This window comes from Methanomassiliicoccus sp. (genome assembly GCA_012719175.1).
Lineage (GTDB): Archaea > Thermoplasmatota > Thermoplasmata > Methanomassiliicoccales > Methanomassiliicoccaceae > UBA6.
Window position 1 is genome coordinate 1 of the sequence record JAAYAX010000013.1, and the last position, 18238, is coordinate 18238.

The following is an 18238-nucleotide window of genomic DNA, read 5'->3' on the forward strand; positions in this document are numbered from 1 at the left end:
ATACGAGATGCTCAGGGGCAAGGGCATGATGGATAACAAGGACGGTCTGACGGCCTTTGATACGCTGGCCTCTTATACACACCTTCACTTTGCCTCCTGCCCGAAGTTCGTTCGCCGGTTCGTGCATAACTGCGAGAAGTGGGGGCGAAGGTGAGATGGACGAGTATTGGTGCAAGGTGGTCAGCGAGCTGCAGGATTACCGCCCAGGACCCAACAAGGATTGCCCGTACTATTATTGTCACTTTGACGGTCAGGACTGCTCCCTGTGCTTCTGCCCCCTCTACCCGTGCATGGACCCCCGACTGGGCGGCATGGTGGTATCGAAACGGGGCACCGAAGTGTGGAGCTGCGAGTCCTGCTTATGGATCCACCGCGGAGAGGTGGCGAAGGAGCTGGCGAAGCGCATCGCTCCCACCGCAACCCCCCCTCCAAGATCGGAGCTGGAACATGTGAAGAAGGAGGTGGAGGCCTTGCATCCTGTCAGCGCGATGCCCATTATGGTTCTGGGAGCCACGTCGGGTGCGGGGAAGTCCCTTCTCGCCGCGGCGCTCTGCCGCCTGTTCTCCGATATGGGATTAAACGTCGCCCCGTTCAAGTCTCAGAACATGTCACTGAACTCCATGGTCACCCCTCAGGGCGGGGAGATCTCTCGGGCTCAGGCCTTGCAGGCGGTGGCGGCCAGAACGGAGCCGGACCATCACATGAACCCCATCCTCCTCAAGCCCAAGAGGGATGACGTGTCCCAGGTAATCGTTGACGGCAAGCCCTACAGGGACATGGACGTGAGGACCTACTATGGGGAGTTCACCCTCGGGGAGGGCACGGAGATCGTGAAGAGGGCGTGGGAGTTCCTCCGAAGGACGAGGGACGTGGTGGTGATCGAGGGTGCGGGATCCCCTGCGGAGATCAACATCCTCGACCGGGACATCGCCAATATGAAGGCAGCGGAGATCGCTCAGGCGCCATGCCTGCTGGTGGTGAACATGGAGTGGGGGGGTGCCTTCGCCTACGCCTTCGGTACCGTGGACCTTCTCCCCCCGGAGCACCGCCGCATGATCAAGGGGATCATCCTCAACAACATGTACGGCGACGCGACCTGCCTGGACGAAGGAATAAGGGAACTGGAATCGCGGCTGGGGATCCCCGTCCTGGGAGTGGTACCTCACGTGGAGCACTTCCTCCCTGACGAGGACTCCCAGGACCTGGCCAAGGAGAAGGGGTCCGGAGAGCTGAAGGTGGGGGTCATAATGCTCCCCCGCATCGCCAACTTCACCGACCTGGACGCGCTGGCGTTGGAGGGGGTGAAGGTCATCTATGTCAAGGAGGTCCGCTCCCTCCAGGGGGTGGACGCGGTAATCATCCCCGGGACCAAGAACACCGTGGCCGACCTGCGCTGGCTTCACGAGAAGGGTCTGTTCGAGGCCATTAGGTCACTTAGGGGCAAGGTCCCCATACTGGGCATATGCGGTGGCTACCAGATGCTGGGAAAAGAGGTCATCGACCTCAACGGGGTGGAGGGGGACGAAGGGGCCTCCTGGGAGGGCCTGGGGCTGCTGGACATCACCACCAACTTCGAGTTCTACGAGAAGAGGACCACTCAGGTGACCGGACGGCTGGCGGTAGGGTCAGGAGAGGTTCGCGGCTACGAGATCCATATGGGGCTGTCGCAGAGCAGGGAGTCTCCTCTATTCTACCTCAGGGAGAACGGTTCCGAGAAGGCGGAGGGCGCTATCTCCGCCGACGGCATGGTGATGGGCTCCTACGTACATGGCCTGTTCGACCTTCCCGCGTTCCGCTCCGCGTTCCTCTCCAAGATCCCCTATAGGGAGTCCAAGGACGTGCTGCCACATGATTATGACCGTTCCGTCCAGGAAGGGCTGGACGCCCTGGCATCGGTGGTGGGCTCGAGCCTGGATATGAACAGACTGCTTGCCATATTGAAGGAGGGTCTGTGATGGGGCGGATCATGGTCATGGGGACGTCCTCGGGCGCGGGCAAGACCACCATCGCTGCCCTGCTGTGCCGCCATTTCACACTCCAGGGGCTCAAGGTCGCCCCTTTCAAGGCCAGCAACCTTTCCCTCAACTCCTTTGTCACATCCCGAGGGGAGGAGATAGGGGTCTCTCAAGCCTACCAGGCGTGGGCCTGCGGTCGTGAACCGGAGGGGGAGATGAATCCTATCCTTCTAAAGCCTAAGGGTAGCGGGGTCTGCCAGATCGTCCTCGATGGGCACCCATATATGGACGTAGGCCGGGGGGGAAGGACGGTGGAGAGGGAGAACCTTATGGGCGCGGTCACCGCCGCCTATCGAAAGCTTGTGGAGAGGAATGACGTGGTGGTGATCGAGGGTTCTGGATCCCCTGCGGAGATAAACCTGAGAAGGGAGGACATCGCCAACATGGCCACGGCAGAGATGGCGCAGGCACCGGTGGTCCTGGTGGGTGATATTGAGAGAGGTGGTGTGTTCGCCGCCCTCCACGGCACATACACTCTCCTGGAGCCCAGGCACAGGCAGCTAGTGAAGGCCTACCTCATTAACCGTTTCCGCGGTGACGCCAGCATACTGGGGGCGGGCATAGACCGTCTTAGCGAGCTTACCGGTCTCCCCTGTCTGGGGGTGATGCCGTTCGCCGACCTGCGTTTCCCCAGCGAGGACAGCCTGGACCTTGCCCGCGAACAGGGCAAGGGCATGAACGGCGCAGACGTCAGGCAGGGCTGGCTGGACAACCTTGACAGCCTCTACCGGACCTCCCGGGACCACATCGATTACGAGATGATCGATAGGATCGCGTTGAGCTAGGGTCCAACCTAGGACGATGCACGACTAAACGTCGGCAACCGCCGCCTACAAGTAGCGGAGGGAGTGCGGTTCCCCCTCTCTCATCTTGGGCTTGAGGCCAAGCTGCAGCCATAGTCCCAGAGCCTTGCCCAGATCATGGATGTAATCCCCCGCGGCCAGGGTGTTCCTCTCGATGATGGTGGCGTACCGGTCCATGAGGGCCCCGGGCGGTATGAAGTCCAGGTTCTGCTTCTGCCCTTCCGGGGCCATGTATAGCAGCCTCTCCTGGAGGGAACAGAAATCCTCCTTCACGAAAGCAGGTTCCTCCGACAGTTTGATGTCCTTCCGGCCCAGGCTAAGGGACGCCTTCTCCGCGGTACGGAGCTCCTCCAGGATCTGGGAGGTGGCCTTCCTGCCGTTGAGGCAGTGATCGTGGAAGTCCTCCACACGCACGTTGAGGTAATCCGCCTTGGCGGCCCTCTCGCATTGTTGGACCAGGGCCATGAGCTTGCCCATCTCCTCGAACATCACCAAGAGGACCGAGAACCGCAGGCGGTCCCGACCAGGATATTCATCTTGGCCTGCCAGGACATGATAGGTGTTGGAGTTCTCCAGGATATGCGCTGCCAGGTCCTCGGCCATTTGAAAGGCTGCGTCCCGGGCAGGGTGAAGGACATCTGCTTCTCCGCTCATGCCTGGTCCATGGCACGACCGGATATGAAAGGTTTCCCGAAGCGATAGTAAGTAAAACCGTCGCCTCCAACTCTTATTGTGATTTAGAGCGAGGAAGAGCTCAGGGCGAGAGCGATGATGATCACCGAGGACAAGATTAGCTTCTACATCCGTCTGGCCTCATAGGGGTCCATAAACACCTTGTTATCGTGATATGGCCTTCTAACGGAGGTGGCTTTCCGGGGTTCATTCTCCCTCTGGTGTTCAGGGGCATCGGGCTTGTCGCACATGGCCTGGGGGCTTTTATGGGCACAGGGTACGCCGACCGGCTGGCGCTGAAGGAGTACAAGCGGCTCAAAGCACAGCGGTGATCTGTCCTCCTATGGAACGATAAACATGTGGAGGGGCGGACCACCTGCATTCTATCATTGGTCATGTCCCTCCTACTCACAATTTCCTTCTGATGCTGTCATCGAAATACTTTTTTAACATCCGTTTTATATGCGGCCACAGACGGGGATGGAGAAAGTGGCAGCTGTAGAGGTAAAAGACCTTGTGAAAACCTTCGGGGAGGTCCGGGCCGTTGACGGCCTCTCCTTCTCGGTGGCCGAAGGCGAGGTTTTCGGCCTTATAGGTCCGAACGGAGCGGGGAAGACGACGACCATGAGGATGATGTCCACCCTCCTCCAGGTCACCTCCGGGAGTATCAGCATCTTCGGTCATGACGTGATGAGGGACACGGACGAGGTCCGAAGGATCATCAGCTACCTGCCTGAGGAGGCGGGTGCCTACAAGAACCTGACCGGGAGGCAGTACCTGGAGTTCATCGCCCGGTTCTTCGCGAAGGGCAATGGGGCCGTGGAGATCGCCGCCAGGGGGATCGAGGTCGCCCGTCTCGACGACAGGATCGATGACCGGGTGGAGACCTACAGCAAGGGAATGGCCCGCCGTTTGCTGGTGGGCCGCGCGCTCATGTTCCGGCCCCGCCTGGCCATCCTCGATGAGCTGACCTCGGGATTGGACGTCATCAGTGCCCAGCAGATCCGCAAGGTGGTGCGGGACGCCGCTGCATCCGGTACCACGGTTATAGTGTCCTCGCACAACATGCTGGAGGTGGAGCTCATCTGTGACCGCATCGCCCTGGTCAACGCCGGCAAGCTCGTGGAGCTAGGCACCCCCTCGGAGCTGAAATCCCGGTATGGGGCGGCGAACATCGAGGATGTTTTCGTGAGGGTGGTAGGATGAAGCCGCTGACCAACATATTTCGAAAGGAGGTCAAGGAGCTGCTGACACCCGCCGCCATAATCCCGGTGGTCGTCATGGCGGTGCTGTTCGCAGCCCTGGGGGGGATGATCGGAGGGGCCCAGCAGGAAGCGTCCAAGGCCCCGGTCATCGGCCTCATCGACATGGACGGAGGAAATTATTCGCACGTTGTCTCCTCCTACATCTCCGCCAACTCGGAGATCACCTATAACGGTACCGATGTCGACGTCGGTCTGGAGACCGTTCGCACTGCAGGAGGCCCCGCTGTCATTGTCATAGAGGAGGACTTCACCTCCAACATCAGCTCCGGGGTCCCTGGCACCATAAGAGTGTACTGGATCATGGCCGGCGCAGGCATAATGGACTCCGTCTCCTCCTCGATCGTGGACGCTATCCTGTCGGGGGCAGGCCAGATGCTGTCCGCGAAGATGATAGAGGAAGGCGCGTCCACCAACTCCAGCCTCATAATGGCCCCCATGGTGAAGAGCGAGACCACCTACTTCAAGCAGATGACCATGGACGACATCTCCCCGTCCACTGTAGCCAGCGTCCTCTCCTCCCAATCTTTCCTGATACCGTTGGTGGTGATGCTGGTCATCCTCATGTCCGGGAGCAGCATCATCGGCTCCATGGGAATGGAGAAGGAGAACAAGACCTTGGAGACCCTCCTGACCATGCCCGTGAAGCGCCGTGACATCGTCCTGGGAAAACTTGCCGGGGCGGCGGTGGTAGGCCTGCTGATGGCCATCGTCTACATGGCGGGCATGGGCTACTACATGGGCTCCCTGCAGGGGCAGTCCGCCATCGACATGACCCGCTTCGGGCTGGTTCTCGATCCCCTTGACTACCTGCTGGTGGGGCTGTCCCTGTTCCTGGCGGTCCTGGGCGCCCTGGCACTGTGCATGTTGCTGGGGGCTTTTGCGCGGGACTTCAAGTCCTCGCAGACCCTTACCATGCCCATAACCTTCCTGGCACTGGTACCGTTCTTCATCATGATGATGAAGGACTTCAACACCCTACCACCGCTGGGGCAGGCGGTCATCTTCCTGATACCCTTCAGCCACCCCATGATGGTGATGAACAACCTCATGTTCAACGATTACTGGCTGGTGATCGCGGGCATAGCCTACGAGGCGTTGTTCGCCGCCGTCACCGTGGGGCTGTCAGTGTGGCTGTTCAAGAAGGACATGCTCATTACGGGATGGAAAAAAGGGAGCAAGAAGGCCTTCGGCGGACTCCTGAAAAAGGGGCGGTGATTAGTCTCCTTCCCTCAGTGGATGAACGTTGGGGACGTTAAGGCCCGAGCAACAATGTGAGACCGCGTCCATGGCCGTCGGTGGTCGGCAGGTCGCGATGCTGGCAATGGACAACCTAATGGTAATTATGTCTGTCTAAGGAACAAGGTTTAAGTAATGGAGCCTTTCTTTTCCCATCGGAGTTATCATATTGCCTAGTAGACCACCATTTAAACCGGGTTCCAGGGACGACAAGAAAAAGTTCCGTCCTCAGACACCCCGGGTGGCCATGTTGAACCTTCACCGAATGGGTTCGTTCAAGTACGATCTTCGGGAGATACTCAACGCCGCCCCTATGGACAAGACAGCTATACCCACCGTCGTCGCGAACATCATAGCTAAAGCATCAAGGGTCTCCGTCAAAGAGACCAAAGAGTACGTTAGGGAGATAGAGAAGTTGGGCACCATCGACAAGATCGCTGCCGATGATGTGTGCACCCTTTTGGACCGTTACTCCAAGTGGCGCTGAAATATCTTCTCAACGTTTACGGTTCAAGGGCGTGACGCTTATTTTCCTGCCCTTGTAGGAAGATTGCCGCAGAGCACGGAGAACTTTCAATCCTACGTCCTTGTGTATCTCCACAACGGTCTTGACAGGCCCGATCTCGATCTGCCCGACGGTGATCTCGTTCACCCTGGCCGTGCGGGCCACGAAGTCCGCCAGCTCCACCTTGTTGACGCCGTCATTAGCGCCGATGTTGATCTCAAAGCTCACCATTCCGAAGATGTCGGCCATCTCGTCGAAGTCCAGGACCTCCCTGACCGTCTCCTGCCCCTTCACTCCCGGGACCTCCACCTGCTTGAGCTTGACATCGGTGAAGTTCTGTATGGCCTCCAGTAGATGCATCTCATCGCTGGAGACGAAGGTGATAGCCTTCCCCTCCTTGCCAGCACGGCCAGTCCTCCCTATCCGGTGCACATAGCTCTCAGGTGATTCGGGGATGTCGTAGTTGATGACATAGTTGACCCCTTCGATGTCAAGGCCTCGTGCGGCCACGTCAGTGGCGATGAGGACCTTGATCTTTCCGGAGCGGAAGTCCCCCAGCACCTTCTCCCTTCGGGCCTGGGTCAGGTCACCGTGTATGGCCGCAGCGGGATAGCCGTAGGATGTGAGCCTGCTCTCTATGATATCCACCATGTGCTTCGTCTGGGCGAACACGATGGCCTTGGGCCTCTCCTTGTCCAGGACCCGGCACAAGGCCCATATCTTGTTCTTCCTGCCCACGGAGAAGTACATCTGCTTGGTATTGGGGAGGACCAGCTCATCCTCGGACACCGATACCACCTGGGGCGATCGCATATGTTCCTCGGCCAGTTTCCTGATCTCTCCAGGTATGGTGGCGGAGAACAACATGGTCTGGCGCTCCTTGGGGACCTTGGATATGATGTACGTGATGTCCTCGATGAAACCCATATCCAGCATGCGGTCGGCCTCATCTAGTACCAGGTAACGGACGTTCTTTAGATCGAGGGTCTTCCGCTGGATGTGGTCGATGACCCTGCCCGGGGTACCTACGACCACGTCCACGCCCCGGTGCAGGGCCTCGAACTGCGGCTCCATGCCTGCCCCCCCGTATACCGCCAGCACCTGGAGGTCAAGGTTGGCGCTCAGGCGCTTGATCTCCTCTGATACCTGCACCGCCAGCTCCCTGGTAGGGCACAGGATGAGGGCAGAAGGGAGCCTACCGGGCTCTATCCCCTGGATTATTGGTATCCCGAACGCGGCGGTCTTACCCGTTCCCGTCTGGGCCTGGGCGATGACATCCTGCCCTTGCAGCAGAAGTGGTATCGTGCCCACCTGGACCGGCGTAGGTTCCGTCCACCCCATACTTTCTATGGCCTTCATCACAGGTTCGGCTATCTGTAGACTTGTAAAATCCTCGGTCATATCAACTCACGTTCACAGCGTTCCATTATGAGATGGTCTCTATTGTTCAAGGCCCTCATCGACCCATTCCCACTTAATCATTGCTGTAATCCAGGAGCAAGAATCGGATGGTGATCGCGGACCCTTTCATTTCCATCCGGCGATATAGGGACCACCTAGCCATGTTTCTACGGCACCTCTATCGATCTGCGGAGGTGCTCATCTCTTCCGATGACGACGTTCGTTGACCGGAACGAACTCGTCCGCTCTGGTAGGAAGGTAGATCTTCTTGCTCACCCACCACCAGGCCAGCATCGTGGATGCCAGCGTCGAGAACAGTATCACATAGAGGAACCACGTCAAAGATGAGCCCTCTAAGGGGAGAAGCCCGCCGATGGTGGCTAGGGTATTGGGCACCAGCACCGCCGTGCCCAGGATGGTCAGCCACGTCATGGCCAGGGCCATGCGGTTGTTCAGGACCTGCAGCTGGTTGTTATAGATGGATTGCAGAACCTCCAGCCCGGAGGCGAGAACCTCCGACATGTGCTCGCTCAGTGAGATCTGCTGGGTCACGTCCACGACCAGCAGGTTGACCTTGGCCAGAACCTTGGGGTTATCGGTGATGACGTCAGCGTCACCGTACCTGAGGTTGTTGAGGACATCGAGGGTGCGCCAGAGAGTGTTGAGGTACACGATGAGAGTGTGCTTCATCTCGTAGATGCTCTTCCCCAGCATGCTCCTCTCCGCCTTCATGTCCAGGAGGCTCTCTGAGAGCCAGTCGGCCTGGTCCTCGATCTCCCGGAGCTGCTCGAAGTTCCGGTTGTTGTTCTCATCGATGATGCGGCACAACATCGTTGTGACCTTATCCTCAGGAAGCATGTTCTCAGGCAGCTTGCGGACGAAGGCCTCGGCGTACCGAGAGAAGTTGACCAGACGGGAGACGTCCTCGGAGTGGATGGTGAGGATCAGATTCTTCTTCACCAATATCAACAAGGGGAAGCACTGGAAGTCCACCTTCTTCACCCGAACCGCCGGCAGCAGGATGCCAAGCTCCACATCTCGGTCCTCGAAGTTGGTGAAGTAGCCCTTCAACAGGGTGGGGACCATGCTCTCACTGAAGCCGAAGGCGGTGGCCACCTGGGTCCCGTCCTTCTCCACATCCTTGACCATGAAGTTGATCCAGGTGAGGGATGAGCCTTGTATCTTGGGAAGGAACTCCTCAGCGTTGTCCCCGTAGAGCTTGAGGGGCTTGGACCCGGAGGGAATGGTGACCGCTACCGCCTTCTTCTTGGGAACCTCATTCCCGTTACCGTTCCCATTGGTCTGGGCCATCAAGTCCACACGGTTATCCGTTATTACTTTTCCCTCTACAACCTCCAAGTGCCCGCCTCCTCTATTAGTTATGTTCTAAGCCGTATCTGGCATGCCATTGTCAAACGTGTGCGCGGGTTGACATCTCAGCGCACCCTCTCCACCTTCCCCACATGCTTGGCGACCAGGTCCGAATGGTGCTGTTCGGCAGCGATGAGGGAGCTGATGGTGGTCAAGAAATTATCCGCATCCGCCTCATCTATGAGCAGGCCGGCGGGTGACAGCGAGAAGGAGTTCCTGACATCAGTATAAAGGTCGCGCATGAGGATCTCCGTACGTCCCAGGTCCATCATCATCTCCAGCTCGTTCTTGTTCTTGAAATTGAAATCTCTGCCCCTTACCGAAGTGAAGGTCTTGCCGGGACTGACCTTGACCATGGCCATGAGCTTCTGGACCATCTCCGCATGCTGGGCAGAGTCCACGATGAGCTCCATGAGCAGAGCGCGGAGCTTTTCCTTCTCATAGTACGCCTCCCACTGGGACTCGTGCTCGAACGACAGCTCTATCTCCAGGGCCCTGCGGAGCACCATCATGAGCTCGTCACCGTTACGATACGCAACCATAAATAATCAATAATAATTTTTTCACAATATATGTAATGGCTTCCATCTGATTCCACCATTCTCATTAATTATAAAATTAATTAGCAAAGATGAATAACTAGGATAATCGTATATGGACGTGTGAACACCGTAATCCTATCTCCTCGATTGGGCGCGATGGCCGGGATCGCCGGTTCCGTGTTCTTCGCTATCATGTGGACGGCCGCTGTCTTCGCCGACGGCAGCTGGCATCTGGGGGAGATGACCCTGAGCGAGCTGGGCGACCGTTCCCGGAGCGGACACCTGCTTTTCAACACTGGAGCGATGGTCACAGGCATCCTTTCCCTCCTGTTCTCCGTGGGACTGTATAAGGTCCTGTCCCCCGGCATCATAGGAAGAGCAGGAGCGGCAATGATGGGGCTGGCCTCCCTGCTGCTCATAGGGGTGGGTCTCTTCCCCATTGACACGGGAACTCCGCACACCGTGGTGAGCCTCTCCTTCTTCGGCATCGCCGCACTGGCCATGGTTCTTTTTATAGTCCCGTTCGCTAGGAGCTACGTCTTCCATCCCAGCATGGCGATGTTTACCGCGTTTCTCCTCCTCGTATGTCTAGTGGGCGCGGCCATCCTGAAACTGCCAGGGTTGGAGGCCCTAGCCGTCGGCTGCCTGCTCCTGTGGATGTTCGTGGTCAGCATCCGTATGATGTGGCATCATCCGGCCCGGTGATCACATCTTCCCCTGGTAGCGGAAGGCGATGTTGCAGCCACCCTCACGCGACACCATGCACGGGCCCATAGGGTATCGAGGGGTACACCCCCTGCCGAAGGCGGGGCACTCATGGGATTCTATGATGCCGCGGAGCACCTCTCCGCAACGGCACCCGCGATGTTCCTCCTCCACTGGAGGGCGGTCTTTGAGAACGTCCTGGTGGACCACCCGGGCGTTGTGATCGTCGTACTCCTCCTTGAGGTCGTACGCGCTCTGAGGGATCATGGGGAAGCCCCTCCAGGCACTGTCCACGGGACGGAACACCCGCTCCAGGAGCTTGATGGCCTTGGGATTCCCCTCCTTCTTCACCAGGCGGCCGTACTCGTTCTCCACCTGCGCCCTTCCTTCCTTGATCTGCTTTACCAGCATGTGGACGGCCATCAGCAGGTCCAGCGGCTCGAAGCCTGTCACCACCTGAGGGATCCCGTACTTTGTGGAGAACACCTGATAGGGATCTACCCCGATGATCGCGCTCACGTGCCCGGGCTCGATAAGCCCATCGATCCTGAACTCCCCCATGTTTATGATGGCATGCAGGGCCGGAGGCAGAAGGCGATGGCAGGAATAAACCGAGAAGTTATCCGGAAGCGTCTCCACCATGACCGCCGCGGTAGTGGGGCTGGTGGTCTCGAAGCCGATGCCCATGAAGACCATGTGCTTCACCTCCGAGGACAAACGCACCGCGTCCTCCACCGAGTACACGATGCGGACATCATGCCCTCTGGCCTTGGCGTCACCCAGGGAGCCCATGGGGGTGGGCACCTTGAGCATGTCCCCGAAAACCGCGATGGTCCTCCCTGCCTCCGCCAGAGCGATGGCATCGGCGACCTCGGCGGTGGTGGTCACACACACCGGGCAGCCCGGTCCCTGACGGATCTCTATGCCCACCTCCCGAAGCATGGGATCGAGGCCAAAGCGCACCAGGGTGTCCTGATGTGTACCGCAGACATGCATGAAACGGAGGTTCACATCCTCTTTTCGTATTGAGTCCAGTATCCTCTGGGCTGCTTCCTCGTTCCTAAGCTTGAACATCGTCCTCAACCACCTTGATCGATCGCACCATGCAGCTCTTACCCTTGATGATCTCCACCCTCTTGCCGCAGTCGGGGCAGTTCAGCGTAGGCACGTGAGAATGGTACATCTCATCCTCGTGATATGCCGCCCGACCGCGGTATTGACAGCTGGGGCAGGACACCTCCACCTCCTCCTTCTCGATCACCAAGGTGGAACCTTCCATGTCCGTGTCCTTGGTGAGCACCTCGAAGGCGAAGTTCAATTGGTCCGCGCCCAGGAAGGTCATCTCCCCCACAACCAGCAGCACCTCCTCGACCTTCAGGATGTGGTGCTTCCTAAGCTCCTCCCGGACGGCCTCCAGGATGGAGGACATGACAGCGACCTCGTGCATTCAGTTCGTCATTGGGACCCCATTATTAAAACCGTTTGCCGGAGGCTCAGCGCGTATCGGAGGAACGGACATGGCACAGGATTTAATATCATTAATGAATGGGAAATTGGATCATATGGCCGATGAGGAGCGCTCTCGCAAGGACCTTACCCTGGAGGCATTAGTAGAAGGAAAGAAAATGGAAGCCTACGTTGAGCACCGCACCCGTGATATGCATGTGTGCGCCCTTTGCGATAAGGTAGGTTACAAGAAATGCCCGATGAAGTGCGTGGGAAAACGTTGGATCTGCCTTGACTGCCTCCACCAGCTGCGCGAGGTCCTGGAGACCCTGGAGCAATGGGAGGCCGAGGTGCAGTTGGAGAGGGAGATGTCTAAGAAGATCGACGACGGCCTGGGTCTCTAGCGCCCTGTCCGACCGCTCTCTTGGAGGAAGGTATCACAGAACTCCTGGATGGGGCATAGGTCATGCTTTGGGCGTAGGGGCGTGCATATCTCCTGCCCGAAGCGCACCATCAGCTCGTTGACGGACCTCCATCGTGGCCTGGGGACCACCACCTTCAACTGTTCCTCGGTGCCATCCGGGCCCGCGCTGCGGACCAGCCCGATGCGGTTGGATATCCTATGTACATGGGTATCGACGCAAATAGCATCCTTTTCGAAGGCATATGCCAGAACGCAGTTGGCGGTCTTCCTTCCTACCATGGGCAGGGCCATCAGTCCCTCGATGTCCGACGGGACGGCATCATGGTGCTCCTCGTGTATGATACGGGCGATCTCCTTGATGGCCCTAGCCTTGCCCTTATGGAAGTTCACCGCTCCAATGGCCGCCGTGATGCTCTCCTCGGGAGCGTTCATCAGGGCCCGGGGTGTCCCATATTCGGAGAACAGCTTCTCGCTCGCTATCCAGGTGCATTCATCCCTGGTCCTCTGGGACAGGACGGTGGCTATGAGCATGGTGAAGGGGTCCCTCCTCCAAGAGGGTTCCAGCCCTATGGCGGAACCTGGTGATGCCCTCTGCGGAGAGCGTGCCTCCAGCCTGTCCAGGATCTCATCGACGGGTTTTTCGATCATCCAACCACCTGAAGGCCTCGCCGATGGTAAACAGCGAGCCCGTGACCAGTATACTATCCATAGGGGAAGCCAGGGCCACCGCCCTTGTCAGGGCGGCGGCAACGTCCGGCACCTCCTCCACCGTGCCCACGAATGGTCTCAGCGCCTGGGCCACCTGTGAGGCCGTGAACGCCCTGGGCGAGGAGGGGGATGTGGCTATTGCCAATCGCGCCAGGGGCCCGAAGCTAGCGGCTATGCCCTGCAGGTCCTTATCGCTGAGCACCCCCAGGACCAGGATCAGGCCGCTACCCAGCAGCCTCCCGACCTCGGCCGCCACGGTCCTGGCGCCATCAGGGGTGTGGGTGACGTCGAACATGATCAGAGGTTCACGGGAGACGATGTCCATCCTCCCCGGCCACCTCACCTTGGCCATGCCATTGATGATCGCCTCCTCGGGGATATAGATCCCTCTCCTCATCAGCTCGGCCAGGGTACCTCCTGCCAGCGCACAGTTGGACGCTTGGTACCGCCCGAGCAGGGGGACTCTGAGGGCCAGGTCAAGCTCCTCAAGGTATACCTCCGTACCATCCATCGTAGAGAACAGCTCCTCGAACCCCACATCCCTCCCGACGATCTTCAAAGGTGCCCCCAGGTCGCCCGCGCGAGCACGGATCACCGACAGCGCATCACTATCCTGCTCAATGGCGACCACGGGAACACCTGGCTTGATGATGCCGGCCTTCTCCCATGCGATGGCGGCGATGGTGTCACCTAGATACATCGTATGCTCAAGCCCGATCCTGGTGATGGCGCAGCAGTCAGGTGTTATGACATTGGTGGCGTCCAGTCTGCCTCCCATGCCCACTTCCACGACCGCCTCATCAACTCCTGCATCGGCAAAGTGGGCGAAGGCCATGGCCGTTGTCAGCTCGAAGAACGTCAAGCGCTCTTCGGGTGGGCCGGGCCGTTCCGCGAACTCCCTGACCTCATCGATGAGGTGGAGCATGTCCTTCACCGGTATGGGCGTTCCATCCACTTGGATGCGCTCTCGGAAGTCCACAAGATGGGGGGAGGTGTACAGCCCGGTGCGATATCCTGCCTCCTGTAGAACGGAGGCGGTCATGGCGCTCACTGACCCTTTACCATTGCTGCCCGCCACATGCACTGAGCGGAAGCGCAGGTGGGGGTCGCCAAGATGGGAGAGCAGCCGGGTGATGTTGCCCAGCCCTAGCTTGATCCCCATGGCCTCCCTACCATACAGCCATCTCAGCGGCTCATCGTCCATCATCAGCGTCACCCTTCCTCACTCATCGATCGAAGGCTCCAGCGCCAGGCCGGAGACGTACTCGGAGAGGTTCATTCCTGCTCTCCTGGAATGGGACTTGAGCACCTTCATGAAACCCGATCCGTACTGGGCGGCCTTCTTCTCGCGGTTAGCCAGAAAGGGATATCCCAGCCTTACCGCCGTCTCCCGCAGCGGGATCTTCCTTACCCCATCCCTGACCTTGTCTGTCGCTTCTATCTTGCTCGCCGCCCTGCGGACCTCAGGGTCCAGGAAGGGGTGATCGATGCTCTTGGAGAAGTGGGCGGCGATCCTCTGGTCGAGAGGCTGCACCTCGGCCAGCAGCTTTCCCAGGTCATCGTTCATGGACCTTTCCAGCACTGCAGGGGCCATATTGAGGTAACGGTTGTACCCTCCGAAGAGCTCGTCGGCCCCCTGCCCGGACATCAACACGTCCTCCCTGGAACGTGCCGCGATGATGTATAGCGGAAGCTGGAATGACAGTACCACGGGGTCCCTGATAGGGCAGACGCCGAGCAGGTCCCGGGTGGCCGAGATCACCTCATCAGAGGTAAGGACCATCCCCGTCCAGGGCAGCTTCAGCTCCTTCGCGGTCTCCCGCCCCGCCCTGAGGTCATGAGATCCATCGATGCCCACGGTATATAGGTAAGGTGTTCCGTGCTGTCCGGCGACAGCGGCCAGAAGGCCGCTGTCGAGCCCTCCTGAGAACAGGATGCCCACCTCCCCCTTGGCCATCGTCCCTTTGACCGCTTCCTGAAGGGCTTTCAACAATCTCTCGACATCGCTCATCGGCTGGTCGGAATCCCCTAGGGCGGTCAAGCAGATAAAGTTGACATCACATGGTGGTTTTTTAACGTCGTAGCCCTTACATAAACACGCTATGGACAAGGTAACGCGCATCGGCATCTCCTTGGAGCCGGAACTGCTCAAGGAGTTCGATGAGCTGGTGACAGGGAAAGGGTATACAAACAGGTCAGAAGCGATAAGGGATATCATCAGGTTCGCGCTTATCGATGACCGCTGGGAGGACGAGGATGCGGAGGTCGTGGGCACCATAACCATCGTCTACGATCACAAGAAAGGCGCGGTGCAGGAGCGTCTGATGGACATACAGCATGACCATCACGTAAACATCGCCTCCACTGTTCACCTCCATCTTAACCAGGACCAATGCCTGGAGGTACTTCTCGTGTGGGGCAAGGTCCGCGAGGTGAGGCACCTGTCGGACGAGATCATATCCGTGAAGGGCGTGAACTTCGGGAAGCTGACCATGACCTCAGGCTCGATGGACCTGAACCGCGATCAAGAGGTCCGGCACCCCCACTACCATTAGGGAAGGATCGAGTTCGCTGCGGTTAAAATCACCCTAGGGCCATCTTTTTTATACTCTGTGTTCTTTGGTCCAGGGCCATGAGCAGGCTCATCATTTCCGAGAAGAGCGATGCTGCTGCCAGGATCGCTACCATTCTCTCCAGGGGCAGCTCCAAGAGGACCAGCATCAACAAGGTGCCGGTCTTCAGGTTCGAGGATGGGGAAGGGCCTGTTAGCGTCGTAGGCCTCAGGGGCCACATCATAGAGCTTGATTATCCCGAGGGCATGAACGACTGGCGCAAGGTCCAGCTCGCAGATCTCATCAAGGCGGAGCCGGAGAAGCGCATCACCGCCCACAATATAGTGTCCACCCTCCGCGACCTGTCCTTGGAGGTCGAGGAGATCGTAATCGCCACCGACTTTGACCGCGAGGGAGAGCTGATCGGTCTGGAGACCGCTCGCCTCCTTGAACTGGGCGAGAAGAAGGTGAGCCGGGCTCGGTTCAGCGCCTTCACCCGGCAGGAGATCGATGACGCCTTCGGAAAGCTCACTGAGCCGGACGAGAGGCTGGCAGACTCCGCGGAGTGCCGCCAGAAGATCGACCTCGCATGGGGTGCTGTCCTCACCCGGTTCATCTCCCTGGCCTCCAACCAGGGGGGCGGCAACTTCCTGTCCGTGGGCAGGGTGCAGAGCCCTACCCTCGCCCTGGTGGTGGCCAGACACAAGGCCATCGAGGGGTTCGTCCCCAAGCCGTACTGGAACGTCAGCGCCCGGTTCGAGAAGGGCAAGGAGTTCCAAGGTAACCATGTCCACAACCCCTTCCATGACGAGGCCAAGGCATCTGAGGCCTTGGCCAATTGCCAGGGGGAGGGCAAGGGGAAGGTCACCAAGTACGAGAAGATCAACAAGGACGAATATCCTTTACCGCCGTTCAACACCACCATGCTTCTCATGGAGGCCAACAAGCTGGGATTCACAGCGGCCAGGGCCATGAAGATCGCCGAGGACCTGTACACCAGCGGTTACATCTCCTATCCCAGGACGGACAACACCGTGTACCCGACCTCTCTGGGGCTCAGGAGGATATTGGAAAAATTGAAGGAATCGGAGGACCTGAAGAAGGATGCCGAGGAGCTCCTGGAGCAGGAACATATTCGACCCTCACGGGGGAAGGTGCAGACCACTGACCACCCACCAATCTATCCTACCGAGGGCGCGACCAGCAAGCAGCTGAAGGGAGAGAAGTGGGCCATCTATGAGCTCGTGGCGCGGCGCTTCATGGCCACCGTGGCCCCACCGGCGAAGGCCCAGCTCTCCCACGCTTCCATAGATATCAATGGGGAGATCTTCGATTCCAAAGGCTATAAGCTTCTGTCACCTGGCTGGAAAAAATATTACCCGTACTTCAAGGTCAATGAGATCGACCTCCCCGAGCTGAATCTCGGCGAGGACATCGACGTGCTGGGGACGACCTCGGAGAAGAAGATGACCCAGCCACCGGTCCGCTACTCTCAAGGCAGTCTCATCCAGGAGATGGAGCGCCTCGCCCTGGGTACGAAGTCCACGCGCCATGACATCATCCAGAAGCTTTATGACAGAAAGTACGTGGAGGGCAACGATCTTATCCCTACGGCCAGCGGTGTCGCGGTGGCCGAGGCCCTGATCAAGCATGCCCAGATCGTCACCGACCCCAAGATGACCGCTCACCTGGAGAAGGATATGGACGACATAGCCAACGGGAAGAGCGAGCTTTCTGAGGTCGTGGAGGAATCCCAGGATATGCTGTCGGACATCCTTGATGCACTGGAGAAGCACCGGGAGCAGATCGGGGAAGAGATCCGCAAGGCCATTGAGGAGCAGCATTACATCGGTAAGTGTCCAGACTGCGGCTCCGACCTCAAGGTCATCAGGGGAAAGTTCGGCAAGCCTTTCGTGGGCTGCTCCAAATATCCAGAGTGCAAGCGCATTTATCCATATCCGCCCTCCGCGCTGGTTCAAGCGACGGAGGAAGTATGCCCGGAGTGCAAGGCACCCCGCGTAAGGGTCGTGAGGAAGGGTCAGTCACCTCAAGTGCATTGCATCGATCCGTCCTGCGAGAGCAACCGTGAGAGGAACACCGTGGGTGACTGCCCCAAGTGCGGCAAGGACCTCCGGGTGATCTTCTCCCGCGCGGGCAAGAGGTTCCTCGGCTGCTCTGGCTACCCTGAGTGCAAGCAGACCTACCCTCTCCCCCAGTACGGTCAGTTCTCCGCCACCGGTGAGAAGTGCGAGGCCTGCAGCGCTCCCATGATCCAGATCTGGATGAGGGGGCAGTCCTGGAAGTCATGCGTGGACATGGAGTGCCCCACCAAGAAGAAGAACGGGGAGTCCAAGGCCCAGAAGGCACCTGCGAAGAAAGCCCCGGCCAAGAAAGCGGTTAAAAAGAAGGCATCCTCTAATGTGGAGGGCTCTCCGGCTGCGGACAAGAAGGCCAAGGCCTCGCCCGCGAAGAAGGCGACCAAGAAGACGGCTGCACCAAAGAAGGCCGGGACCAAGGCCGCAGCGAAGAAGGCCGGGGCTCCCAAGAAGGATACGGAAAAGAAGCCCAAGGCCGCTCCGACATCCCCTTGAGC

Annotated in this window: 20 protein-coding genes; 11 read left to right on the forward strand and 9 right to left on the reverse strand. The window is 58.8% G+C overall.

The features are described 5' to 3' along the window. The 3 genes from GXX95_09425 to GXX95_09435 all read left to right on the forward strand — a co-directional run. Window positions 1–154 (forward strand): hypothetical protein (locus GXX95_09425; GenBank protein NLT38361.1); only part of this gene is annotated, 154 nt, incomplete at its 5' end. A 1-nt stretch (window position 155) separates the two neighbouring features. Next, on the forward strand, window positions 156–1955 hold the full coding sequence (locus tag GXX95_09430) for a cobyric acid synthase (GenBank protein NLT38362.1): 1800 nt from the start codon (window positions 156–158) through the stop codon (window positions 1953–1955). Continuing rightward, window positions 1955–2800 carry a cobyric acid synthase gene (locus tag GXX95_09435; GenBank protein NLT38363.1) on the forward strand — a complete coding sequence of 282 codons (846 nt, stop codon included), beginning with the start codon at window positions 1955–1957 and terminating at the stop codon, window positions 2798–2800. The genes GXX95_09430 and GXX95_09435 overlap by 1 nt, the downstream gene beginning before the upstream one ends. Before the next feature lie 45 nt (window positions 2801–2845). On the opposite strand, the gene GXX95_09440 is transcribed toward GXX95_09435, so the two are convergent. Next, window positions 2846–3472, reverse strand: a complete 627-nt coding sequence (locus GXX95_09440; protein ID NLT38364.1) for a hypothetical protein — start codon at window positions 3470–3472, stop codon at window positions 2846–2848. A gap of 188 nt (window positions 3473–3660) precedes the next feature. On the opposite strand from GXX95_09440, the gene GXX95_09445 reads away from it, so the two are divergent. The 4 genes from GXX95_09445 (at window position 3661) to GXX95_09460 (ending at window position 6478) form a co-directional block, all read left to right on the forward strand. Continuing rightward, complete coding sequence (locus tag GXX95_09445) at window positions 3661–3822, forward strand: 2TM domain-containing protein (protein NLT38365.1); 162 nt, start codon at window positions 3661–3663, stop codon at window positions 3820–3822. 157 nt (window positions 3823–3979) lie between these two features. After that, on the forward strand, window positions 3980–4696 hold the full coding sequence (locus tag GXX95_09450) for an ABC transporter ATP-binding protein (protein NLT38366.1): 717 nt from the start codon (window positions 3980–3982) through the stop codon (window positions 4694–4696). After that, window positions 4693–5970 (forward strand): ABC transporter permease, encoded by a 1278-nt coding sequence (locus GXX95_09455; protein NLT38367.1) that lies wholly within the window; start codon window positions 4693–4695, stop codon window positions 5968–5970. Before GXX95_09450 ends, GXX95_09455 begins: the two co-directional genes overlap by 4 nt. A 190-nt stretch (window positions 5971–6160) precedes the next feature. Beyond that, window positions 6161–6478, forward strand: a complete 318-nt coding sequence (locus GXX95_09460) for a hypothetical protein (GenBank protein ID NLT38368.1) — start codon at window positions 6161–6163, stop codon at window positions 6476–6478. Between the two features lie 9 nt (window positions 6479–6487). Here GXX95_09460 and GXX95_09465 read toward each other — a convergent pair whose 3' ends face one another. From GXX95_09465 to GXX95_09475, 3 genes are all read right to left on the reverse strand, one after another. Further along, window positions 6488–7897 (reverse strand): DEAD/DEAH box helicase, encoded by a 1410-nt coding sequence (locus GXX95_09465; protein ID NLT38369.1) that lies wholly within the window; start codon window positions 7895–7897, stop codon window positions 6488–6490. A 198-nt stretch (window positions 7898–8095) separates the two neighbouring features. Next, entirely contained in the window at window positions 8096–9256 is a 1161-nt protein-coding gene (locus GXX95_09470; protein ID NLT38370.1) for a magnesium transporter CorA, read from the reverse strand. A gap of 77 nt (window positions 9257–9333) precedes the next feature. Beyond that, complete coding sequence (locus GXX95_09475; protein ID NLT38371.1) at window positions 9334–9810, reverse strand: hypothetical protein; 477 nt, start codon at window positions 9808–9810, stop codon at window positions 9334–9336. A 120-nt stretch (window positions 9811–9930) separates the two neighbouring features. Here GXX95_09475 and GXX95_09480 point away from each other — a divergent pair, with 120 nt between their 5' ends. Further along, complete coding sequence (locus GXX95_09480) at window positions 9931–10515, forward strand: DUF998 domain-containing protein (protein ID NLT38372.1); 585 nt, start codon at window positions 9931–9933, stop codon at window positions 10513–10515. Here GXX95_09480 and hypD read toward each other — a convergent pair whose 3' ends face one another. Together hypD and hypA are read right to left on the reverse strand one after the other, a co-directional pair. After that, a complete protein-coding gene (hypD, locus tag GXX95_09485; protein ID NLT38373.1) occupies window positions 10516–11589 on the reverse strand; it encodes a hydrogenase formation protein HypD in 1074 nt (357 codons plus the stop codon). It abuts the gene before it with no gap. Beyond that, on the reverse strand, window positions 11576–11962 hold the full coding sequence (gene hypA / locus GXX95_09490) for a hydrogenase maturation nickel metallochaperone HypA (protein NLT38374.1): 387 nt from the start codon (window positions 11960–11962) through the stop codon (window positions 11576–11578). Before hypA ends, hypD begins: the two co-directional genes overlap by 14 nt. A gap of 115 nt (window positions 11963–12077) precedes the next feature. Here hypA and GXX95_09495 point away from each other — a divergent pair, with 115 nt between their 5' ends. Next, complete coding sequence (locus tag GXX95_09495) at window positions 12078–12365, forward strand: hypothetical protein (GenBank protein NLT38375.1); 288 nt, start codon at window positions 12078–12080, stop codon at window positions 12363–12365. Here the strand turns inward: GXX95_09495 and GXX95_09500 are convergent. Genes GXX95_09500 through GXX95_09510 form a run of 3 tightly spaced genes read right to left on the reverse strand, consistent with a single transcriptional unit; the run spans window position 12362 to window position 15104 of the window. Beyond that, window positions 12362–13033, reverse strand: coding sequence for an endonuclease III (locus GXX95_09500; protein ID NLT38376.1), 672 nt, complete (start codon window positions 13031–13033; stop codon window positions 12362–12364). The genes GXX95_09495 and GXX95_09500 overlap by 4 nt on opposite strands. Beyond that, window positions 13011–14300: a bifunctional folylpolyglutamate synthase/dihydrofolate synthase gene (locus GXX95_09505; GenBank protein NLT38377.1), complete on the reverse strand. Its 1290-nt coding sequence runs from the start codon at window positions 14298–14300 to the stop codon at window positions 13011–13013. The genes GXX95_09500 and GXX95_09505 overlap by 23 nt, the downstream gene beginning before the upstream one ends. Window positions 14301–14315: 15 nt before the next feature. After that, window positions 14316–15104, reverse strand: a complete 789-nt coding sequence (locus tag GXX95_09510) for a hypothetical protein (protein NLT38378.1) — start codon at window positions 15102–15104, stop codon at window positions 14316–14318. Window positions 15105–15195: 91 nt separating this feature from the next. Here GXX95_09510 and nikR point away from each other — a divergent pair, with 91 nt between their 5' ends. Together nikR and GXX95_09520 are read left to right on the forward strand one after the other, a co-directional pair. Next, window positions 15196–15648 (forward strand): nickel-responsive transcriptional regulator NikR, encoded by a 453-nt coding sequence (gene nikR, locus GXX95_09515; protein NLT38379.1) that lies wholly within the window; start codon window positions 15196–15198, stop codon window positions 15646–15648. Between the two features lie 77 nt (window positions 15649–15725). Next, complete coding sequence (locus GXX95_09520) at window positions 15726–18236, forward strand: DNA topoisomerase I (GenBank protein NLT38380.1); 2511 nt, start codon at window positions 15726–15728, stop codon at window positions 18234–18236. Window positions 18237–18238 lie beyond the last annotated feature (2 nt).

What these genes read in the sequence shown, in the direction of transcription:
- GXX95_09430 (NLT38362.1), top strand. Translation starts at nt 156, where the DNA reads ATGGACGAGTATTGGTGCAAGGTGGTCAGCGAGCTGCAGGATTACCGC.
- GXX95_09435 (NLT38363.1), top strand. Translation starts at nt 1,955, where the DNA reads ATGGGGCGGATCATGGTCATGGGGACGTCCTCGGGCGCGGGCAAGACC.
- GXX95_09440 (NLT38364.1), bottom strand. Translation starts at nt 3,472, where the DNA reads ATGAGCGGAGAAGCAGATGTCCTTCACCCTGCCCGGGACGCAGCCTTT.
- GXX95_09455 (NLT38367.1), top strand. Translation starts at nt 4,693, where the DNA reads ATGAAGCCGCTGACCAACATATTTCGAAAGGAGGTCAAGGAGCTGCTG.
- GXX95_09465 (NLT38369.1), bottom strand. Translation starts at nt 7,897, where the DNA reads ATGACCGAGGATTTTACAAGTCTACAGATAGCCGAACCTGTGATGAAG.
- GXX95_09475 (NLT38371.1), bottom strand. Translation starts at nt 9,810, where the DNA reads ATGGTTGCGTATCGTAACGGTGACGAGCTCATGATGGTGCTCCGCAGG.
- hypD (NLT38373.1), bottom strand. Translation starts at nt 11,589, where the DNA reads ATGTTCAAGCTTAGGAACGAGGAAGCAGCCCAGAGGATACTGGACTCA.
- hypA (NLT38374.1), bottom strand. Translation starts at nt 11,962, where the DNA reads ATGCACGAGGTCGCTGTCATGTCCTCCATCCTGGAGGCCGTCCGGGAG.
- GXX95_09495 (NLT38375.1), top strand. Translation starts at nt 12,078, where the DNA reads ATGGCCGATGAGGAGCGCTCTCGCAAGGACCTTACCCTGGAGGCATTA.
- GXX95_09500 (NLT38376.1), bottom strand. Translation starts at nt 13,033, where the DNA reads ATGATCGAAAAACCCGTCGATGAGATCCTGGACAGGCTGGAGGCACGC.
- GXX95_09505 (NLT38377.1), bottom strand. Translation starts at nt 14,300, where the DNA reads ATGATGGACGATGAGCCGCTGAGATGGCTGTATGGTAGGGAGGCCATG.
- GXX95_09510 (NLT38378.1), bottom strand. Translation starts at nt 15,104, where the DNA reads ATGAGCGATGTCGAGAGATTGTTGAAAGCCCTTCAGGAAGCGGTCAAA.
- nikR (NLT38379.1), top strand. Translation starts at nt 15,196, where the DNA reads ATGGACAAGGTAACGCGCATCGGCATCTCCTTGGAGCCGGAACTGCTC.
- GXX95_09520 (NLT38380.1), top strand. Translation starts at nt 15,726, where the DNA reads ATGAGCAGGCTCATCATTTCCGAGAAGAGCGATGCTGCTGCCAGGATC.